This is a genomic window from Egibacteraceae bacterium (assembly GCA_035540635.1).
GTDB lineage: Bacteria > Actinomycetota > Nitriliruptoria > Euzebyales > Egibacteraceae > DATLGH01.
The window spans coordinates 38,480-54,642 of sequence record DATLGH010000107.1 but is presented as its reverse complement, the minus strand read 5'-3'; the positions used below and the strand labels follow the sequence as shown (position 1 = coordinate 54,642).

The 16,163-nt window shown below is 72.9% G+C and carries 20 protein-coding genes; 6 read left to right on the top strand and 14 right to left on the bottom strand.

What is annotated here, in order from left to right; translation table 11 throughout:
• Positions 1-69: 69 nt before the first annotated feature.
• From VM324_16255 to VM324_16220, 8 genes are all read right to left on the bottom strand, one after another.
• A complete protein-coding gene (locus tag VM324_16255) occupies positions 70-291 on the bottom strand; it encodes a hypothetical protein (GenBank protein ID HVM00843.1) in 222 nt (73 codons plus the stop codon).
• Between the two features lie 29 nt (positions 292-320).
• Positions 321-761, bottom strand: coding sequence for a type II secretion system F family protein (locus tag VM324_16250; protein ID HVM00842.1), 441 nt, complete (start codon positions 759-761; stop codon positions 321-323).
• A gap of 90 nt (positions 762-851) precedes the next feature.
• Positions 852-1,283, bottom strand: a complete 432-nt coding sequence (locus VM324_16245) for a hypothetical protein (protein ID HVM00841.1) — start codon at positions 1,281-1,283, stop codon at positions 852-854.
• Complete coding sequence (locus VM324_16240) at positions 1,280-2,182, bottom strand: type II secretion system F family protein (GenBank protein ID HVM00840.1); 903 nt, start codon at positions 2,180-2,182, stop codon at positions 1,280-1,282. The genes VM324_16245 and VM324_16240 overlap by 4 nt, the downstream gene beginning before the upstream one ends.
• On the bottom strand, positions 2,179-3,492 hold the full coding sequence (locus VM324_16235; GenBank protein ID HVM00839.1) for an ATPase, T2SS/T4P/T4SS family: 1,314 nt from the start codon (positions 3,490-3,492) through the stop codon (positions 2,179-2,181). Before VM324_16235 ends, VM324_16240 begins: the two co-directional genes overlap by 4 nt.
• Positions 3,489-4,733: a hypothetical protein gene (locus VM324_16230; GenBank protein HVM00838.1), complete on the bottom strand. Its 1,245-nt coding sequence runs from the start codon at positions 4,731-4,733 to the stop codon at positions 3,489-3,491. Before VM324_16230 ends, VM324_16235 begins: the two co-directional genes overlap by 4 nt.
• Positions 4,723-5,133 (bottom strand): hypothetical protein, encoded by a 411-nt coding sequence (locus VM324_16225; protein HVM00837.1) that lies wholly within the window; start codon positions 5,131-5,133, stop codon positions 4,723-4,725. The genes VM324_16230 and VM324_16225 overlap by 11 nt, the downstream gene beginning before the upstream one ends.
• Positions 5,130-5,540 carry an SAF domain-containing protein gene (locus VM324_16220; GenBank protein ID HVM00836.1) on the bottom strand — a complete coding sequence of 137 codons (411 nt, stop codon included), beginning with the start codon at positions 5,538-5,540 and terminating at the stop codon, positions 5,130-5,132. The genes VM324_16225 and VM324_16220 overlap by 4 nt, the downstream gene beginning before the upstream one ends.
• A gap of 450 nt (positions 5,541-5,990) precedes the next feature.
• On the opposite strand from VM324_16220, the gene VM324_16215 reads away from it, so the two are divergent.
• Positions 5,991-6,257 carry a helix-turn-helix domain-containing protein gene (locus tag VM324_16215; protein ID HVM00835.1) on the top strand — a complete coding sequence of 89 codons (267 nt, stop codon included), beginning with the start codon at positions 5,991-5,993 and terminating at the stop codon, positions 6,255-6,257.
• Between the two features lie 7 nt (positions 6,258-6,264).
• Here VM324_16215 and VM324_16210 read toward each other — a convergent pair whose 3' ends face one another.
• Genes VM324_16210 through VM324_16200 form a run of 3 tightly spaced genes read right to left on the bottom strand, consistent with a single transcriptional unit; the run spans position 6,265 to position 8,290 of the window.
• Positions 6,265-6,888, bottom strand: a complete 624-nt coding sequence (locus tag VM324_16210) for a hypothetical protein (protein ID HVM00834.1) — start codon at positions 6,886-6,888, stop codon at positions 6,265-6,267.
• A complete protein-coding gene (locus VM324_16205) occupies positions 6,885-7,406 on the bottom strand; it encodes a CopG family transcriptional regulator (GenBank protein ID HVM00833.1) in 522 nt (173 codons plus the stop codon). The genes VM324_16210 and VM324_16205 overlap by 4 nt, the downstream gene beginning before the upstream one ends.
• Complete coding sequence (locus VM324_16200; protein ID HVM00832.1) at positions 7,403-8,290, bottom strand: ParA family protein; 888 nt, start codon at positions 8,288-8,290, stop codon at positions 7,403-7,405. The genes VM324_16205 and VM324_16200 overlap by 4 nt, the downstream gene beginning before the upstream one ends.
• Positions 8,291-8,415: 125 nt before the next feature.
• On the opposite strand from VM324_16200, the gene VM324_16195 reads away from it, so the two are divergent.
• Together VM324_16195 and VM324_16190 are read left to right on the top strand one after the other, a co-directional pair.
• A complete protein-coding gene (locus VM324_16195; protein ID HVM00831.1) occupies positions 8,416-9,339 on the top strand; it encodes a TenA family protein in 924 nt (307 codons plus the stop codon).
• Positions 9,339-9,839: a hypothetical protein gene (locus tag VM324_16190; protein ID HVM00830.1), complete on the top strand. Its 501-nt coding sequence runs from the start codon at positions 9,339-9,341 to the stop codon at positions 9,837-9,839. Before VM324_16195 ends, VM324_16190 begins: the two co-directional genes overlap by 1 nt.
• A gap of 14 nt (positions 9,840-9,853) precedes the next feature.
• On the opposite strand, the gene VM324_16185 is transcribed toward VM324_16190, so the two are convergent.
• A complete protein-coding gene (locus VM324_16185) occupies positions 9,854-10,072 on the bottom strand; it encodes a hypothetical protein (protein HVM00829.1) in 219 nt (72 codons plus the stop codon).
• Here VM324_16185 and VM324_16180 point away from each other — a divergent pair.
• The 3 genes from VM324_16180 to VM324_16170 all read left to right on the top strand — a co-directional run bounded on the left by VM324_16180 (position 9,968) and on the right by VM324_16170 (position 13,354).
• A complete protein-coding gene (locus VM324_16180; GenBank protein HVM00828.1) occupies positions 9,968-10,945 on the top strand; it encodes a protein kinase in 978 nt (325 codons plus the stop codon). The genes VM324_16185 and VM324_16180 overlap by 105 nt on opposite strands.
• A 486-nt stretch (positions 10,946-11,431) precedes the next feature.
• On the top strand, positions 11,432-11,893 hold the full coding sequence (locus VM324_16175) for a hypothetical protein (GenBank protein ID HVM00827.1): 462 nt from the start codon (positions 11,432-11,434) through the stop codon (positions 11,891-11,893).
• Positions 11,894-12,205: 312 nt separating this feature from the next.
• Complete coding sequence (locus tag VM324_16170; protein ID HVM00826.1) at positions 12,206-13,354, top strand: HEPN-associated N-terminal domain-containing protein; 1,149 nt, start codon at positions 12,206-12,208, stop codon at positions 13,352-13,354.
• 79 nt (positions 13,355-13,433) lie between these two features.
• Here the strand turns inward: VM324_16170 and VM324_16165 are convergent, their stop codons facing one another.
• Together VM324_16165 and VM324_16160 are read right to left on the bottom strand one after the other, a co-directional pair.
• The gene (locus VM324_16165; protein HVM00825.1) at positions 13,434-15,290 is read right to left on the bottom strand and encodes a hypothetical protein; all 1,857 of its coding nucleotides are present in this window, start codon (positions 15,288-15,290) and stop codon (positions 13,434-13,436) included.
• Positions 15,287-15,487 carry a hypothetical protein gene (locus VM324_16160; protein HVM00824.1) on the bottom strand — a complete coding sequence of 67 codons (201 nt, stop codon included), beginning with the start codon at positions 15,485-15,487 and terminating at the stop codon, positions 15,287-15,289. Before VM324_16160 ends, VM324_16165 begins: the two co-directional genes overlap by 4 nt.
• Positions 15,488-16,163 lie beyond the last annotated feature (676 nt).

Sequence of the window (16,163 nt, the reverse complement as noted above, 5' to 3'; positions counted from 1 at the left end):
GGGTCGGCTGGGGGGTGGCCACCGTCGTCCCGCCCGGGCCAGGAGCGGGGTCGGCAGGGCATGCCTGGGTCAGCCGCCGCCGATCGTGCGGAACAGGTCGCCCACGAGGCTGATCGCGTTGCTCTGCAGCACCGAGAAGATCGCGATGGTGGCGAAGATCGCCGCGGCGGCGAGCGCCAGGGCCTGGGCGATCTCCAGGCCGTCCTCGTTGGCCCAGCCGCCGGGCTTCTGCTGGATGCGGGCGTCGACCGCGCCGGCGATCCGGCGCACCACACTCAGGACAACAGCCATGGACAAGACTCCCTTCGGTCGTGGCGGGGTCATCGGAGGTGCCCGAACAGCTCGGCGGGCAGGGGGGCGCCGACCAGGATGATCAGCGGGGGGACGAGCAGCAGGACGATCGGGACGATCATGGTGGCGCGGCGTTTGACGGCGAGGCGTTGCAACGCGTCGCGGCGGCTGTTGCGCACGTCGCCGGCAAGGGCACGCAGGGCGTCGGCGACGCTGGAGCCGCTGGTGGCGGCCTTGGCGAGGGTGCGGTAGGTGCGGGCGGCGTGCGGCTCGGGGGTGCGCTCGGCGAAAGTCTCCAGCGCCCGGTGAAGCGGCATGCCGGCACGGCGCCAGCGCAGCGCTTCGGCGAGCTCGGTGACCACGGGGCCGCGGCCGCGGCGCACCAGCCGCTGCAACGCCTCGTCGACCCCGCGGCCGGTGACGAGCATCTGGGCGAGGTGCTGGTTGATCGTGTACAGGTCGATGGTCATGCGGTCGCGTCGCTGCTTGATCGCCGCGTCCAGCTGCCCGCGCGGGTAGGCCAGGCCGAACACCACGCCGAGGGGGACGAGCAGGACCAGTCAGGTGGCCGAGCCGAGCATCAACGCTGGCAGGCACGCCACCCCGGCCGCCGCGGCGATCCAACCAAGCCGCCGGGTGCGGTAGGCGACCACCCGCTGCTCGGCCGGCAGGTCGGCGTACAGCCCGGCGTTGCGCAGCCGCAGCGCCAACTCGTCGTCGGGCTCGCGGTCGACCAGCCGGCCGAGACCCCGGGTGGCGGCGCGCAGCAGCGGGCCGAACACCGCGGCCGCCGCGCCCGCGGGCGTCCCCGCCGGCGGCGGGTCGAGGTCGGCGGGCCGGCCCAGCCGCACCCGGTTGGCGCTGTTGTACGGGCGCAGCCGCGGCGCCAGGCGGGGCAGCGGCCGCCATACCAGCGTCGCCAGCGTCGCGGCGGCCAGCCCGACGAGCAGCGCCGGCACCAGCGCGGCCACGTCGACCTCCGGCGCGCTCACCGGGCGCCCGCCTCGTCCTCGCCGACGAACAGCCGCGCCTCGACCGGGTCGCGTGACAGCGCCCGCACCGTCGCCACGCCGGCGAATGTCATCACCGCCGCCAGCAGGACCGGGCCGAGGCCTCGGCCGGAGGTGTAGTAGCTGCGCTGGGGGGTGTCGCCGAGCACCATGGCGAGCAGCAGCAGCCACGGCAGCGCGGCGGCCACGGCCATGTTGATGCGCGGCTCGGTGCGGGCGGTCTCGATGTCCTCCTCGACGCGCAGGTCGGCGGTGACCGACTCGGCGAGGTCGCCGAGGAGGCGGGCGAGCAGGTCGCCGCCCGAGCCGCGCTCGGCGGCGAGGATGAGGACCTCCAGCACCCGGTCGCTGGCGGGGTCGGCGAGCTCCTCCTTGACGTGCTCGAGCGCGGCGACGGTCCCCAGCGCCCGGGCGTGCACCGGGTAGTGCGCGAACGCCTGGCGCAGCGGCGCCGGCCCGCCGCGCGCCAGCTCGAGGACGGCCTGGTGCAGCGGCAGCTGCTGGTGGACGCTGGCGACCAGGTCGCGCAGCCCGTCGGGCCACGCCCGGTTGACCGCGGCGACCCGCCGGCGGCGGGCGGCCGTGTAGTAGAACTGCGGCGCGAACCCGCACAGCGCCGCCGGCACGAGCGCGACGACCCACGCGCCCGTGGCCAGCCACAGCAGCAGGAAGGCGCCGGCCCCGGCGGCGGCCGAGGCGCCGTAGAACTGCAGCGGAGTGACGCGGGCGCCGGCCTGCCGCAGCCAGCGCTGCCGCCGCTGCGCCCACCCCTCACCCCGCGCCCGCACCCGCGGCGCCCGCAGCGCCACCGGGTGGCCGAGCAGCCAGCCCATCCCGGCGAAGCCGAGGAAGGCGGCGCACACCGCGGCCAGGAGCCTCATCGCAGCGCCCCCACGACCTGGTCGCCGGCGAGGATCCGGTCGACGGTCAGCCCGCCGGCAGCGGCCAGGCCCTTGTCGAGCCGTGCGACCACGCCCTCGCCGGGCCGGGCGCCGGTCCACGCCAGCGGCCGGCCGAGCGCCTCGCGGCGGAACAGCGGCTCGAGCACAACCTGGCCGCCGCGCAGCCGCGGCTCGACCCAGGCGATCTCGGTGACCTGGCGGCGGGCGGCGCGGTCGCGGTCGCGCAGCGCGGCCTCGTCGGCGTCGACGAACACGACGAAGTCGATCGCGCCGGCGAACAGGCTGCGGATGAGGTCGGGGTCCATGCGCTCGCCGGCCATGGCGGCGCAGGCGGTGAGCACGTCGATCGCGTCGGCGGCGGCGTTGCAGTGGACGCTGGTCATGAACCCGCAGCCGGCGTTGAGCGGGCGGATGACCTCGTAGGCCTCGGCGCCCTTGACCTCGCCGACGACGAGCATGTCGGGGCGGAAGGTGAGGTCGGCGCGGACGAGATCGCGCAGCGTCTGGCCAGGCCGGTCGTTGGCCTGGCAGTACCCGCCGAGCATCAGCGGGGCGGACAGCTCGCGGGCCTCCTCGTTCACCCGGACCACGCGGTGTGGGGGGATGGCGGCGAGCAGCGCGTTGAGCAGGGTGGTCTTGCCGGCGAACGGCGCGCCGGCGACCAGGACGCGGGAGCGGATCTGCATGCACGCCCACAGCAGCCCCGCGGCGGGCGGGCTCAATGATCCCTGGGCGACCAGGTCGCGCAGGGTGGGGCGGCGCAGCACCTGGCGGCGGATGCACACGGTCAACTCGTCGGCGACCGGGGGGATCTTGACCGACAGGCGGGTGTGCCCGTCGACGCCGGCGACCACGATCGGGGTGGAGGCGTCCAGCTGGCGGCCTGTGGCCTGCAGCAGCCGCTCGACGTACTGGCGGTACTCGCTCTCGCTGGCCGCCTGCGCGGGGAAGTGGATGCGCCCGTCGGCGGTGATGTAGGACAGGTGCGCGCCCTGGATCATGACCTCCTCGACGTCGCCGCGGCGCAGGAGCCCGGTCAGCGGCCCGTAGTCGCACACGGCGGCCATGACCCGGGCGACCATGGCCTCAGGGTCGGCCAGCGCGACGAGGGCGTCGTCGAGGTGCGCCTCGCGCTGGTAGGCCCGCACGACCTCCCCGATCTGGGCGCGCACGGCCTCGGCGTCGCCCTGCGGATCGATGTCCCCGGCCTCGACGCGCTTGAGCGTCATGGCCTTGACGGTCTCGTAGGCCGAGGCCTGCGCGAGCTGCCCGTTCCCGGACGCGGTCACTGAGCGGCCACCCTGGCGAGCAGGCCGCGACGGCGGGCGACCTGGCGGAGGACGACGGCGTCGGCGAGCTGGCCGACCGCCCGCGTGAACCGGCCGGGGGCGACCGCCTCGCCCGCCCAGCAGGCGTGCACGACCTTCGGGTCGTAGGGCACGGCCGTGACGCCGCCAATCTCGGCGCATCGGCGCAGTTCGGCCTCCAGCTGGGCGGCGGCGTCCCCACGCCGGCAGCGGTTGAACACCACGTGCACGCGAGCGAGGTCGTCGACGAGGTCGGCGACGTCGGCGAGCCAGCGGCACGCGCGCTCGCAGCCGGTCGGAGTGGCGTCGGCGACGAGGACGATGCGGTCGGCGTCGGCGAGCACTCGGCGGGTGACGGCGTTGCGGTCGCCGGGCAGGTCCTCGACCGGCGCGGCGATGTTGCACAGCACGTGGTGGCGCATGAGCAGCAACTCGTCGAGGACGGCGGCGAGGTCGCCCGCGTCAACCTCGGCCCACTTGCGGGGCGGCAGGCCGGCGAGCAGCTCGAAGCCGCCCACCGGAGTGGCGGTCAGCGCGTTCGGCAGCGTGCCGCTGTGGTGCACGACCGCGTCGACGGCGGTGTGCAGGTTGCGGTCGAAGCCGACGCCGAGGCGCTGCGCGAGGCTCGAGGCGGACAGGTCGGCATCGACGAGGACGACGCCGCGTCCCCACCGGCGGATCGCGACGGCCAGTTCGACGGCGACCTCGGTGGCGCCTTGCCCGTCGACGGGGCCGGTGACGGCGGTGAGCCGCCCGCGCCTTGGCCGGGCTTGCGCGGCGTGCTGGCCGGGCGGGGCAGGCAGGGCCTCGGGGTGGTCGGCGGGCAGGTCGACGAGGCCGGCGAGCAGCCCCTCGAGGTCGCGGGCGCTGCGACCGACCTCCGCGACCGCGGCGAGCAGCTCGGCCGGCGGTGCGGACTTGTCGACGACGCGGTCGCAGCCGAGCTCGGTAAGCCGCCGGCGCGTGTGGGGCAGGTCGGGGTCGCACACGCCGACGACGGTGCGGCCGCGGCGGTGCAGCTCGGCGACCAGGGCCGCGTCGAGCAGCGACGAGTCGGCGTCGGCGACGAGGCAGTCGTAGTCCTGGGCGAGCGCGTCGTCGCGGGCCAGGACGTAGTGGTCGCGCAGCCGCACCTCGCTGCCGTGGTCGCTGATCCAGCCCGTCAGCCGGGTCGCCCACTCCTGGTGTGTCGCGGCGACCACGACCGCGACCTCACCCGGCATCGTCGCCTCCCTCCTGCGGGTGGCCGGCCTGGCCATTGGCTGGCGGGTCTTGCGCCGGCGGGTCCCGGGACACGCGGGGACCCGGCTGGTCGCTGAGGCCGCGCAGGGCGTCGGGGTCGACGGTTGCCGGCAGCGACCCGGTGGACCGCAGCACGCTGACGGTGCCGATCTCCAGCGCCCGGGCCAGCGCCAGCGCGGTGGGCTCGTCGACGGCGACGGTGACGAAGAACCGTCCCGGTGCCGCGAGCGCCCCGTCGCCGCGGCTGCTCGCGACGGCCAGCACCTCGAGGTCGGCGGCGACGTACAGCGCCCGGCCCTCCACCACCGCGACGACGTCGACGCGGTCACCGCGCGCCAGATCGCCGCCGGCGGCGCGCTCGCGGTCGATGGGCAGGCTCATGGCGCGGAACTCGCTTGGCGCCGAGGGCGGGCGCAGGTCACCGCGCGACACGAGCTCGCCGCTGCCACGGTGTTGGCGGCGACCCAGCCGGTGACCCCGGCGACGTGGTCGGCGTGCACCAGGCCGGCGGCCAGTTGATCAGCGACCTTCGTGTCGACCAGCCGGAACGAGTCGGCGGAGACGACCGTGCCGGCGCGCAGGTCGGTCGCGGCGACCGCGACCCGGTAGGTGACGTCCCGGTCGCGCAGCACCATGTAGGTGGCCAGCCCCAGCAGCAGCCCGGCGACCAGCATCAGCGCGAGCACGCTGCCCGGCCGGCGCCGCCGCACCCGTGCCGGGCTGGCCTGCTGCGGCGGTGCCGTGTCGCGCGCGCCCGCCAGGCTTGGCAGCTGCTCCGTCACGCTCATCGGCGGGGCCTCCGCGCGATGCCACCTTCACTCGGAGGGCCTAGCAACCCTCGGTGAAGGGGATCATCGCCTTGCGCCATTCGGTATCGTGTTGAGGATGGTTACACTAGTCCACAACCGGTTGCGTTGTCACGCCTTTCCTCCCTTTCGCCGGGTTGCTCAACCCGGGGCATTCGCGGCCCCCGGCCCAAGGCAGCGGCGCGACGGAGGGGGAAGGGCGAGATCATCAAAGCCGACCCGCGTGACAGATGCCGCAAAGATTTCGCCGGCTTGTGGATAACTCGCCGGCGTGCCGGCTCGGGACGCCGGGACCCGTGTGGAGGCGTTACCCCAATGCCGCCCCGCAACGGCCCACATCGCCTTACATCCTGTTACCGGTGCCATCAGGATGGCACCATGCCCGCAGGAACGGCTTGCCCCGCGGCCGATCCCAGCGAGGAGACGACGCCCATGGCCACGTTCGCCGACCTTGACGACTTCGGCGACATGCTGTCGCTGAGCGACGTGGCCAAGATCCTCGGCGTGCACCTCAACACCGCCCAGCGCTACGCGCGCGAGGGTGTCATCCCCACGCACCGGCTGCCCGGCGGCCGCCGCTACTACGTCCTGAAGGACGAGCTTCTCGACTTCATCCGCGCGCAGCCCTCCAACCCGGCCCCCGGCGACCAGCCGGTCGCCGTCAAGCCTCGCCCGCGCGACAAAGACACGAGCGTATAGCGGCGGATCACGATCGCGCATCGGTGGGTCGCGGTTGGGCCCGGGCCACGTACGTGATCGTGGACAGCGGGGCGAAGTGCTGGGTGTCGTCCTCGTCGATCAGGTACAGGTGGTCGGCGGCGAGCGCTTGGACGCGTCCGGTCAGCGGCTGGCATCGCAGGGTCGTTCCGATCTCGATGCGGGCGCGCGGGTCGGCTTGGGCGTCGAAGTCGAAGCGCTGCAGGACCGACCGGAAGGTCGCCGAGGGTTTGGTGGGCTGGGCGCCGCCGGTGTGGGCGCGCCCGCGGATCTCGACGAGCAGCTCGGGCCCGAGGTAAGGGTGGCCGTCGCGGTCGGCGACGCGGGCAGCGAGCCGTTCGTGGGCGTTCTCGACGACGGCGAAGTCGCGGCCGGCGTCGGTGACGGTGCCGGTGATGCGCCGGTGCGGCCCGAGCTGGAGGGTGACGGTGTCGCCGCGGCGCATGGCCTCGACGAGCACGTCGGCGATGGTGCGGCGGCTGTGGTGATCGCGCAGGGCTTCGAGCTCGGCGGCGCGGCGCTCGGCACGCCACTCGGCGCGCATGGCGGCGCGCACGTGGGCGAGCTCTGGGTCGCTGGCCGGGTCGGGTTCGGGTGGCGGGCCGCTGCTCATGGCAGGTCATTCAACCCTCGTCGCAGCGCCGCGGTGACCAGCTGGGACCGGGCCATGCCCCGGCCGGCGGCGAGCCGGTCGAGCTCGGCGCGCTCGTCGGCGGTGAGGTACAGGGTGAGCTGCGCGCTGCGCGCCCGGGTGCGCCCGGCCTGCCGGCGGCGGCGTTCGAGCGCCTTGAGCGCAGCCTCGCCAGTGTCGTCGTCGCCGGGAGCGAGGCGGTCGCGGTGGTCGACGACGCAGCCGACGACGATGTCGGTGTAGCTGCGGCCGCTGCGGGCGGCGGCCTGCTTGAGCCGGTCGAGCACGTCGACGGGCACCGAATGGATGACCTTGGTCGCCTTGCCTGGCGCGGCGGACGGGCGACCGGCCGGCGGCGGGGGGCCGAGGGTGGACGCCTCGACGTCGGCGGGCTCCGTGGGTTGCGGCGGGGCCACAGGGCGGACGGGCGGCGCGACCGCTGGCGCCCGGTCGGGCCGGTCGGCGGGATTGAGGTCCTGCAGCCGGCGGGCGCTGGTCACGGCGTCACCTCGGCGATCTGGCCGGCCGCGCGGGCGCACAGGGCGGCCAGGATCTCGGTGGTCAGCTGTTGGTAGTCGCCGGCCAGGCCGCCCGCCGCGCGGGACAGCGCCGGGGCGGCCCGGTCGGCGTACCAGGGCTTGGCGTCCAGGGCCGCCTGCTCGTACTCGGCGGCGGTGCTCCCGCGGCGGCGCAGGTCGCGGGCGGCGCGGCGGGTGTGGCGGATCGCCGCGCGAAGGACGGGGGCGATGCCGTCGAGCATCTCCTCGAGCTCGCGGCGGGCCTCGGCCTGCAGGCGGGTGTCGCCGGCGCCCACGTCGAACAGCACCACGCCGAGGACGCGCAGCTGCGGGTTGGCGGTACGCACGACCTCGCCGAGCACGTCGGCGAGGCCTTCGAGCCCGTCGATGCTGGCGTCGTCGATCTTGGTGGGGATGACCGCGTGGCCGGCGAGGGCGAGAGCGGCGCGGACGAGCAGGTTGCTCGCGGGCGGGCAGTCGAGGAGGACGAGGTCGTAGCGGCCGGCGACGGCGGCGAGCGCCGGCTCGAGGTGGTAGTCGACGGCGGGCTGCTGGCCGAGGGCCTGGACGACGAGCAGATCCCCGAGGCGTCGGGTGTGCCGGCCACCCGTGATCACGTCGAGACCGGGGCGCACCCCGGTCATGGGCCGCGCCGGCGTGGCCGTCATGACGGCCTCGAGCAGCCCGCGGCCCTCGTCGCTGCGATCGCGGTAGCCCAGGTCGCGGGCGAGGTTGCCCTGCGGGTCGAGATCGACCGCGAGCGTCCGCCAGCCCCCGAGGGCGGCGGTGGCGGCCACGTTGGCGACGATCGAGGTCTTGCCGACGCCACCCTTCCCGTTGACGACAGCGACGCAGTTGTCGAGCACGACGCCTCCCTGGCTTCGGTGTGGCAGGCCAGCGGGCGCGCCATCGGTCATGCCGCCAGACAAGCGCCCCGGTGGGACATGTGGCGCACCATACGGCGCGCCGGTGGAAGAACCACCGAGGATGTGTGAGCGCCTTGAGCCCCGCTGCCGTGCTGTGGAAGGACAACGCCGAGCTCGCCGCGGCATGCCTGCGTCCCCCGTTCGTGCAGGGCATCGCGCTTGGTGACCTGCCACGCGACCGGTTCGTGTTCTACGTCGAGCAGGACGCCTTCTTCCTCGACGGCTTCGCCCGCGCGTATGCCCTGGCGCTCGCGAAGGCACCGGACCGGGAGGCCATGGCGGAGATCCGTGTCCTACTCGAAGGAGTGGACGACGAGTTGCGGCTGCACCAGTCGTACGCGCAAAGGTGGGGTGCGCGCCTGGACCCTGAACCCGCCGCAGCCACGCTGGCCTACACCGACTTCCTGCTGCGCGTCGCCTGGAGCGAGCCCGTCGGCCACATCCTCGCGGCGATGACGCCGTGCATGCGGCTGTACGCCCACCTGGGTCAGGGGCTTGAGGCCCATACCGCCGCCGACAGCCCCTACCGCGAGTGGGTCACCACATACGCCGACGAGGACTTCGAGCGCTGGCGCAGCGGATGGAGGCGCTGCTGGACGCCCACGACGACGGCAGCCACGCCGTCGCGCAGCACGACCACCGGGCCATGCTGCTCGAGTACGGCTTCTTCGACCAAGCGGGATCGGCGGCTTGACGCCGCAGGAGACGTGCGCGCCAAGAACCGCCAGCTGTCTGCCCCTTCGCCCCCGCGCACGCTCGCCGAGCTGCAATGCCAGGCGGCCGAGCCCTGGCTGGCGTGGCCGGCGCTGGAGATCCGCAGGCGGGTGTGGCGCTACGAGGACCTCGCCGCTGCCGTCGACGCCGGCGCCGGACTGCTCGCCGGCCGGGGCGTCGCGCCCGCTGCGGGCCCACGAACGGCGCAGGAGACAGCCGGGTTCCGCCACCTCTGGCTACCATGGCCGCGAACGGAGTCACGCTGGGGCGGTTGATGAACATGCGCGTCTTGGGCCTTGCGGTCGCTAACGGGAAGCTGTTCTACGGCGTCGTCGAGAGCAACAGCGCCGAGGACGGCCGCGCGGTCGAGGAGGCGCCCACCGATCTTGCCCCCTCCGAGGGAGGCACCGACTCTGCTCGTCTCGCCGAGTTCCAGTCCCGGTACCGCCAGGATCTGCGGTCTGTCGCCCCGACTGCCGTCGGGCTCGTGGCCACTCGCCGATACGCCAACTGGCAGTACCGTCACGCCTTCGACCGCATCTCGCTGGTCGCTGCCGTGATGCTCGCCTGCGAGCTCGAGCAGATGCCGTTCAGGGAGATCAAGACCGAGGACATCGCGCGAGCGGTGAAACTCCCGGCCTACCAGCTCGAGACGCTCGCGCCATCCGCGGCGGGGCTGACCGGAACACCCGTGGGGTGGCGCGCTGGGCGGGCCGCCGCGTTCGCGTGTGCGCTCACGCTCCTGGAGGAGACCGCCGAGAGGGAGGCAAGCTAGTGCCAGCGCCAGCGTCAGCCGCTGGCGGGGATGGCCAACGCCCTGAGCGGGCATCTGAGCGGCTGCTCCGACTCGACTTCGAGTGCCTCGAGTCGCTCCCCGGTCAGCTTCGCGAGGTCCGAACGTGGCTGGACAACGTCACAGGCGGCGAGTTCGCCGGCAAGCGGATGGACCTCTCGTTGCTGGAGTCGGAGGTCCTCATCGAGCCGCAGATCCTCCAGCAGATCACCCACGACAACGTCGTGCCGATTCTCAGCGCTGCACGCGTCGACGGCTACCCCAGCCCCATGGACGTCGTCGAGATCGTCATGCCCCATCACCCCCGGGGGAGCCTGACCGACGCGATGCTCAGGGGCGAGCGGTTCAGCATGAGGGAGGCGTGTCAGCTCATCCAGGCCGCGCTTCGGGGACTCGGCGAGATCCATGAGCGGCACCAGGTCGTTCACCGCGACATCAAGAGCTCGAACCTGCTACTGGCCGACGACCACACGCTCCTCAAGGTCGGCGATCTCGGACTCGCGGGCCGCATGGATCCACAGGGCCGAGTCGCGATGATCGACAACCCGCAGCTGTACTCGCCACCGGAACTCGTGGCCGACGGCTACCTGACCAGGCAGTCCGACCTGTTCTCCCTCGGGCTCGTCTTTGTCGAACTGGTGCGCGAACCCTTCCCCTACCACTCGTGCACGCGCACGCACATCGTGAGCCGCCTCATGCCGGGCGTCAGTCCGCTGCGAACGGTCGACCGGCAACTACCACCTTGGGTTCCCAGAGGCCTGAAGCGAGTCATCACCAAGGCAACCGCGCGTCACCCCGGCCAGCGATACCCGACCGCCCGGCACATGAGCGCCGCGTTGGCCAACGTTCGAGTGATCGACTGGAAGCAGATCGCCGACAACCGTTGGGAGGCGCCGTATCTGCATCAGCCGGACCGCCGGATCGCGGTCGAGTCCAGGACGATGCGCTCGGGGAAGATCCGGCTGAGCGTCCTTGCCTACCGGTCCGCGTGGCGACGGGCTCAACCCGACACGGACGTCGAGGACCTGTACTCGGCGGATGCGGCGGCGGTGTTCGACCAAGCCGACCAGATCGCGTGCGCCCGCTGACCAGCGGACCGCAACACACGCACGTCTGCGGGGCTGAGCACCTCCGAGATTGCCGCAACCGCGGGGGCAGCCGCTTCACTCACCCGGAGGCGCGCGTCACGGCCGATGCCGTGCGGCTCGAGGGTCCCACGAAGGACGAGGGCGTCGATCGTCGCGGCTAAGGCCCGCCGGTCGACCTGTCCGGCGCTGGTTCGTAGCTGTCGGAGGGCGCGCTCGAAGCCGGGCGACGTGCCCGCACGGCGGCGCGACGCCCGAGCCATCTGCTCCACGAGGATCTCGCCAGCCCACGTCGAGCGAGGCATCGAGCGGTGCGGAAGCCGGAGCACAGCGACGGAACAGAGCGCGCCGGCGGTCAATGCCACACGTGAGGCCACTGCGGCAATTTACCGCACACTACGGTAGAAAGACAGCAGGGCCACCGCTGGTACGGTTGTATACCGTATGGTGCCGTTCGGACTGCTCCCCTGCGGCAACTCGGCTCTCACCATGACCCGCATCGATAGCCCACACCCGCTGACTGGCAGGCCGCACCCAGACGCGCGACGTGGCGAGGTGCGATGCCCCAGCGGCGCGCCGGGCTTCACGGCAAGGGATGCCGCCAGGCTGCTGGACATCAGCGTTGAGAAGCTTCGCCTGCAACTCCGCGACGGGACGATCGAGGGGGAGGAGATGCCGCCTGGCAGGCGGCCGCGGTGGTATGTCCCGGTCGACGAGGACGGGCTGCTGCCCGGCGAAGCTCGCACGCCTCGGAACCCCGAGAAGACGAGGCCTTCGGCGGCCGGGCCCGACAGGCCGGTTCAGTCGCAGACGGACCTGGAGACGGAAGTCGCACGGTTGCGCGGCGAGGTCGAGCAGCTGAAAGCCGTTGCGCGCGACCTGAATGCCGTCGTCCAGCTGCAAGCAGAAGCGCTGGCCCAGTTCTTGGCTCCCAGCACGCTCAACGACTGACTGCGGTCGGCGTGCTCGCTGACCAGCCCGCTGGGGCAGTGGGACTGTGCTTTGGCCTGCCGGCTGGTCAGGACCCGGGACAAGTGTCGACAACAGGTGCTTGGGTCGTCCGGCTCGCGCAGATCGGCGGCGGTGGCCTCACCGCGGCCGACGAGCGCATCGCAGGAAGAAGTGGCGGCGAGCCCGCCTACCACGTCACGCCTACGATCGGGGCGTTCGGTCCCAACGAACTGGGAGAAGGGCACGTTGGGCGACGTAGATGACTCCTGGTATACGCCCGATCCTGAAGACCGGCGAGTATGCAGCCGGCACGTGGAGGACTTGTTTGTCGCCGACTTGCTCCTGCAAGCCACCGAGGACGGAGACACATGCTCCTTCTGCGGTGAACAGGACGGCGCTCCGCTTGATGAACTCCTGGAGGCCGTGGAGGTCGGTTTGCTGCTGCATTATGAAACCGCAAGCAACGCGGGTGTCGGATGGGAAGGCGGCTGGACCTCCGCGACCATGGACACATGGGACGTGGTCGCCGAACTTGTCTCTGACGGGGGCTTCGACGACGAAGTCGCAGAAGCGCTGCCTCCCCTCTTCCATGACGAGGCCTGGGTCCACAGGGGAGATCCCTTCCTTCCCCCGGGAGGAATGCTGACGGCTGGCTGGAGGCGATTCGTCGAGCATGTCAAGCACCGAAGCCGCTTCCTCTTGGCGCCGGATGATGGCTCCTCCGAAGAGGCGCTTGACAGCGGTTGGGCGCCTGGTCAGATGCTGGAGAAACTCGCGAAGGTGGTGGATGAGTTCTGCGTGACACAGTGGCCGGCCGGCAAGCTGGTGTACCGAGCACGAGCGTTCGAGGACACTCCTTTCGATCACGCGCATGAGTTGGCGGCGCCCCCACCTGAGAAGGCGCGGCAGGGACGGATGAACCCTGCAGGGATCTCCATGTTTTACGGCGCTACGGATCCGCAGACCGCGGCCGCAGAGGTCTTTGACGGCCGGCGATACGCCGCCGTGGCGGCCTTCGAGACGCTCCGCCCGCTCGACATCGTTGACCTGGCAGACCTGCCGACCGCGAGCGTGTTCAACCCGGACGACGCACAGCGCGTGCATCTCCTGGGGTTCCTGGCTGGATTCGCTCGCGAAATCTCGCGACCGATTGCGCGGGACGACCGGGTGCACTTTGAGTACACCCCCACCCAGATCTTCACCGAGTACATGCGCTTCAGGGTCCCGCTCCCAGAGGCGCCTGTCGATGGGATTGCCTTCCGGTCGGCCCAATGGCAGGACGGTCTGAACGTCGTCCTCTTTACGGGTCCAGACGGTTGCCTGGGCGACCATCAGCGGGTCGCCGACGAGTTGCGCGACGAGGACCAGATACTTCGGCTCGTAGACGAGGGCTACGACGTATACGAGTACGCCGCTCCGGCTTCACAGTTCCTCAGGCCCTTCCGTTTCGCTCAAGGCTGAGTGGGGCCTGCGACGGGGCGAGGGAGGCCCGGCCCACCACGACGAATGCGGCGCGCCCCAGGCGGCGTGCCGTAATGTTTTAAAGTCTCGGGCGCACCGCGTGCCATGGAGCACAGCGAACGCTGCCCGGCACCGCTGGCCGTGGAACACGGCGCATCCCAGGGCACACCCCATGGCGGGGAGTACGGCGGACCATACGGTGTACCACAGGCTGGCGCCCGAGACCGGTCGGCGTTCCTTCCGCCAGTCCCCGGCCGTCCCGCGGTGGTGCGCGGCCGCGTGGCCGGCGAGTCGCCACCTGGAAGACGTCGCGTCGCGCCGACCGCGGCTGGGGAGGGCGGTGCCGTATGCGTCCAGACGGGCGCCAGAGGGGTCCCGTGTGGCGCTGTGGCTGCGCGGCCTTGGGTTCGTTGGACGCCGCGCCGCGTGAGACCGGTGACACCTCGGCGGGTGTGGTCTCGCTCGCGACCGGAGCAGCCTCCTCCGGCTCGACGGTCGGCGCGTGGCGCTGACGGAGGAGGTTCAGTGCCTCGCCGCGCAGCAACGGGTGGTCGTCGGCGAACTCGCCGGTCCGGGGAAGGCCGATGCGACGCAGCCGGGCGCGGGCGGCCTCGAGCAGCCCGTGGCGGGCCGGCTCGTTGAGGACGTCCAACTCGCCGAAGTTCGGCTCAGGGCGACGGAGATCGTCCGCGGGCGGGGCGGGGTGGTCGTGGTCGTCTGGCGGCGGCGGAACCCCGGCCTCGGTGACCGGTGTAGGGGCGGCCTTGCCACCGATGGGTGCGGCGTCGAGGAGCACTCGGGCGCGGTAGGCGAGCACGCGCACGGGCTCGCGGGCCGTGCGCAGCTCACGGCCGGTGAGCTCTGCTGCGAGCCGCTGCGGTGACCAGCCAGTGCGCTCGAGCAACTCGGCGCAGCGTGCCCGCAGGGTTGCCGAGGTCCGGATCTGCTCCTGCTGCCAAGCATCCCCGGCCACGGCAGCGAGACGCTCAAGCGCTCGCTCGACGGCGGCGCCGGGATGTTCTTTCACACCACCGTCTCCAACCGGGTCTTCGCGCGCGCGAACGTCAGAGACGCCCGCTGCCGGTTCTGCATCCCCGGCTGCCGAAGTTGCATGAACCTGGACAGCCGCTTCTGCATGATCCTCGCCCCGGGTGGCGGCGACGGCCTGATCGAGGCCTCGGCCGGTGCGAAGGGCGAAGTACAGCGGCAGCCGCCACCCTGAGCCGGCGGTGGGGCGCAGCCGCTGCAGCGCCCCGCAGCCGGCGAGCTCGCCGGCCCAGCCGGCCCAGGTGTGCGGCTTGACGCCGAGCTCGCGGGCGATCGCGGCGTCACACATCGGCAACTCGGCGGTGTCCCAGCGGGTGTGGCAGTAGCGCAGCAGCGACCAGGCGCCGAGCGCCGCCAGGCTGACGCCCTCCAGGCGCCAGCGGACGACGGTGGCGCGAAACGACGGTCGGTGGGTGTAGACGAACCGGCCGCGCAGCGCGGCGTCGGCCGCCCGGTTCTGCAGGGCGTCCCAGGCGGGCAGCTGGTAGCGCTCCCAGTCCACACGCACCAGCAGGCCGGCGGCGTCCAGCAGCGGCCCGTAGCCGATCTGGCCTTGCCGGGTGCTCCGGCACCAGGTGGTCTCGGCGACACCGAGCATCGACGCGACGCTCCGGCCGGTGGCGTGCAGGACGCCGCCAGGCTCGGCGGCGCCATGGCGCAGCAACTCGAAACCACCGAGCGCCGCGAGCCAACGCCGGCCGCTGGGGTCGGCGGCCGCCAGCGGCTCCCACACGAGCTCGCGGAAGCGATCCACGTCCGTCGGGAGCGCGCCGGCGGCCGGCCTGTCGCGCGGGTTGCCGACGAGCGGCTCCAGCGGTCCCGTGAACCCCAGCGGCTGCTCGGGCCAGACCTGCGCGGCCACCGGCTCGCCCGCTGGTCGGGCTGTCATGCCGCGCCGGCCCAGAACTGCTCGCCCCAGACGGCGGACGGGTGCACGCCCAGCAGCCTGCAGGCGAGCTCGTCGCCGGCGGCCACGGTGATCCACCCACGCTCGAGCGCCCGGTAGTAGGCGCGGGCCAGGCGCTCGCCCTCGGTGGTGCGCCGCCGGCCCCGCAGCAGGACGCCGACACCGCCCGCGGCGGACACGGCGGAGCCGAGCGGCTCCGCCGGCAGCCACGGTCTGCGGGGCGGGCCGTCGACACGATGGTGCCGTGGTCGCAGGGATGCGGCGGCGGCAGGTCGGCGCGGGATCGTGGCTTCGCCGGAACGTCCGTCTGGCGGTGCGCCGTGGTGTCCCACGGCGAGGCTATCGTCGTGAACAGGCAAGGCTCTGCCCTCCCGAAGGCCGAACGGCCCGAGGTGGGGACGGTCCGCCGGACGTCCTGGCGAGGAGTTGGTCCGGCGGGCCGGCTTGTCGTCAGGGGTTTCGGCGCGTTGCCGGGGCCTCTGCGTGTCGGCGGCGGTCTTGCATGGCGGAGGAGCCGCTCGCCCGGCTCAGGCTGGTGGGCCTCGGGCGGCGCGGGTCATGACCGCCCACCGCCCCGGATCGCCTCGGCCAGCTGCTGCAGCGCCTCGGGGTCGCCGTCGAGGACGACGACGGCGACGTGGCGGTGGTGCATGCAGGGCTCGCCTGCGGGCGTGGGCGTGCCGCACAGGCACGACGGCAGGGTGAACCAGCGGGACCCGCTGGCGGCGAGCTCGCGCGCGGCGAGGTGGTCGGGCCGGCAGTAGACGCACTCGCACGGCCGGCGTTCGCCGGGCAGGCCGACCCTGTGGGCGTTCGCGCAGCTGACTCGAGGCGGCGCGCGCGGTCGGCCTCCTG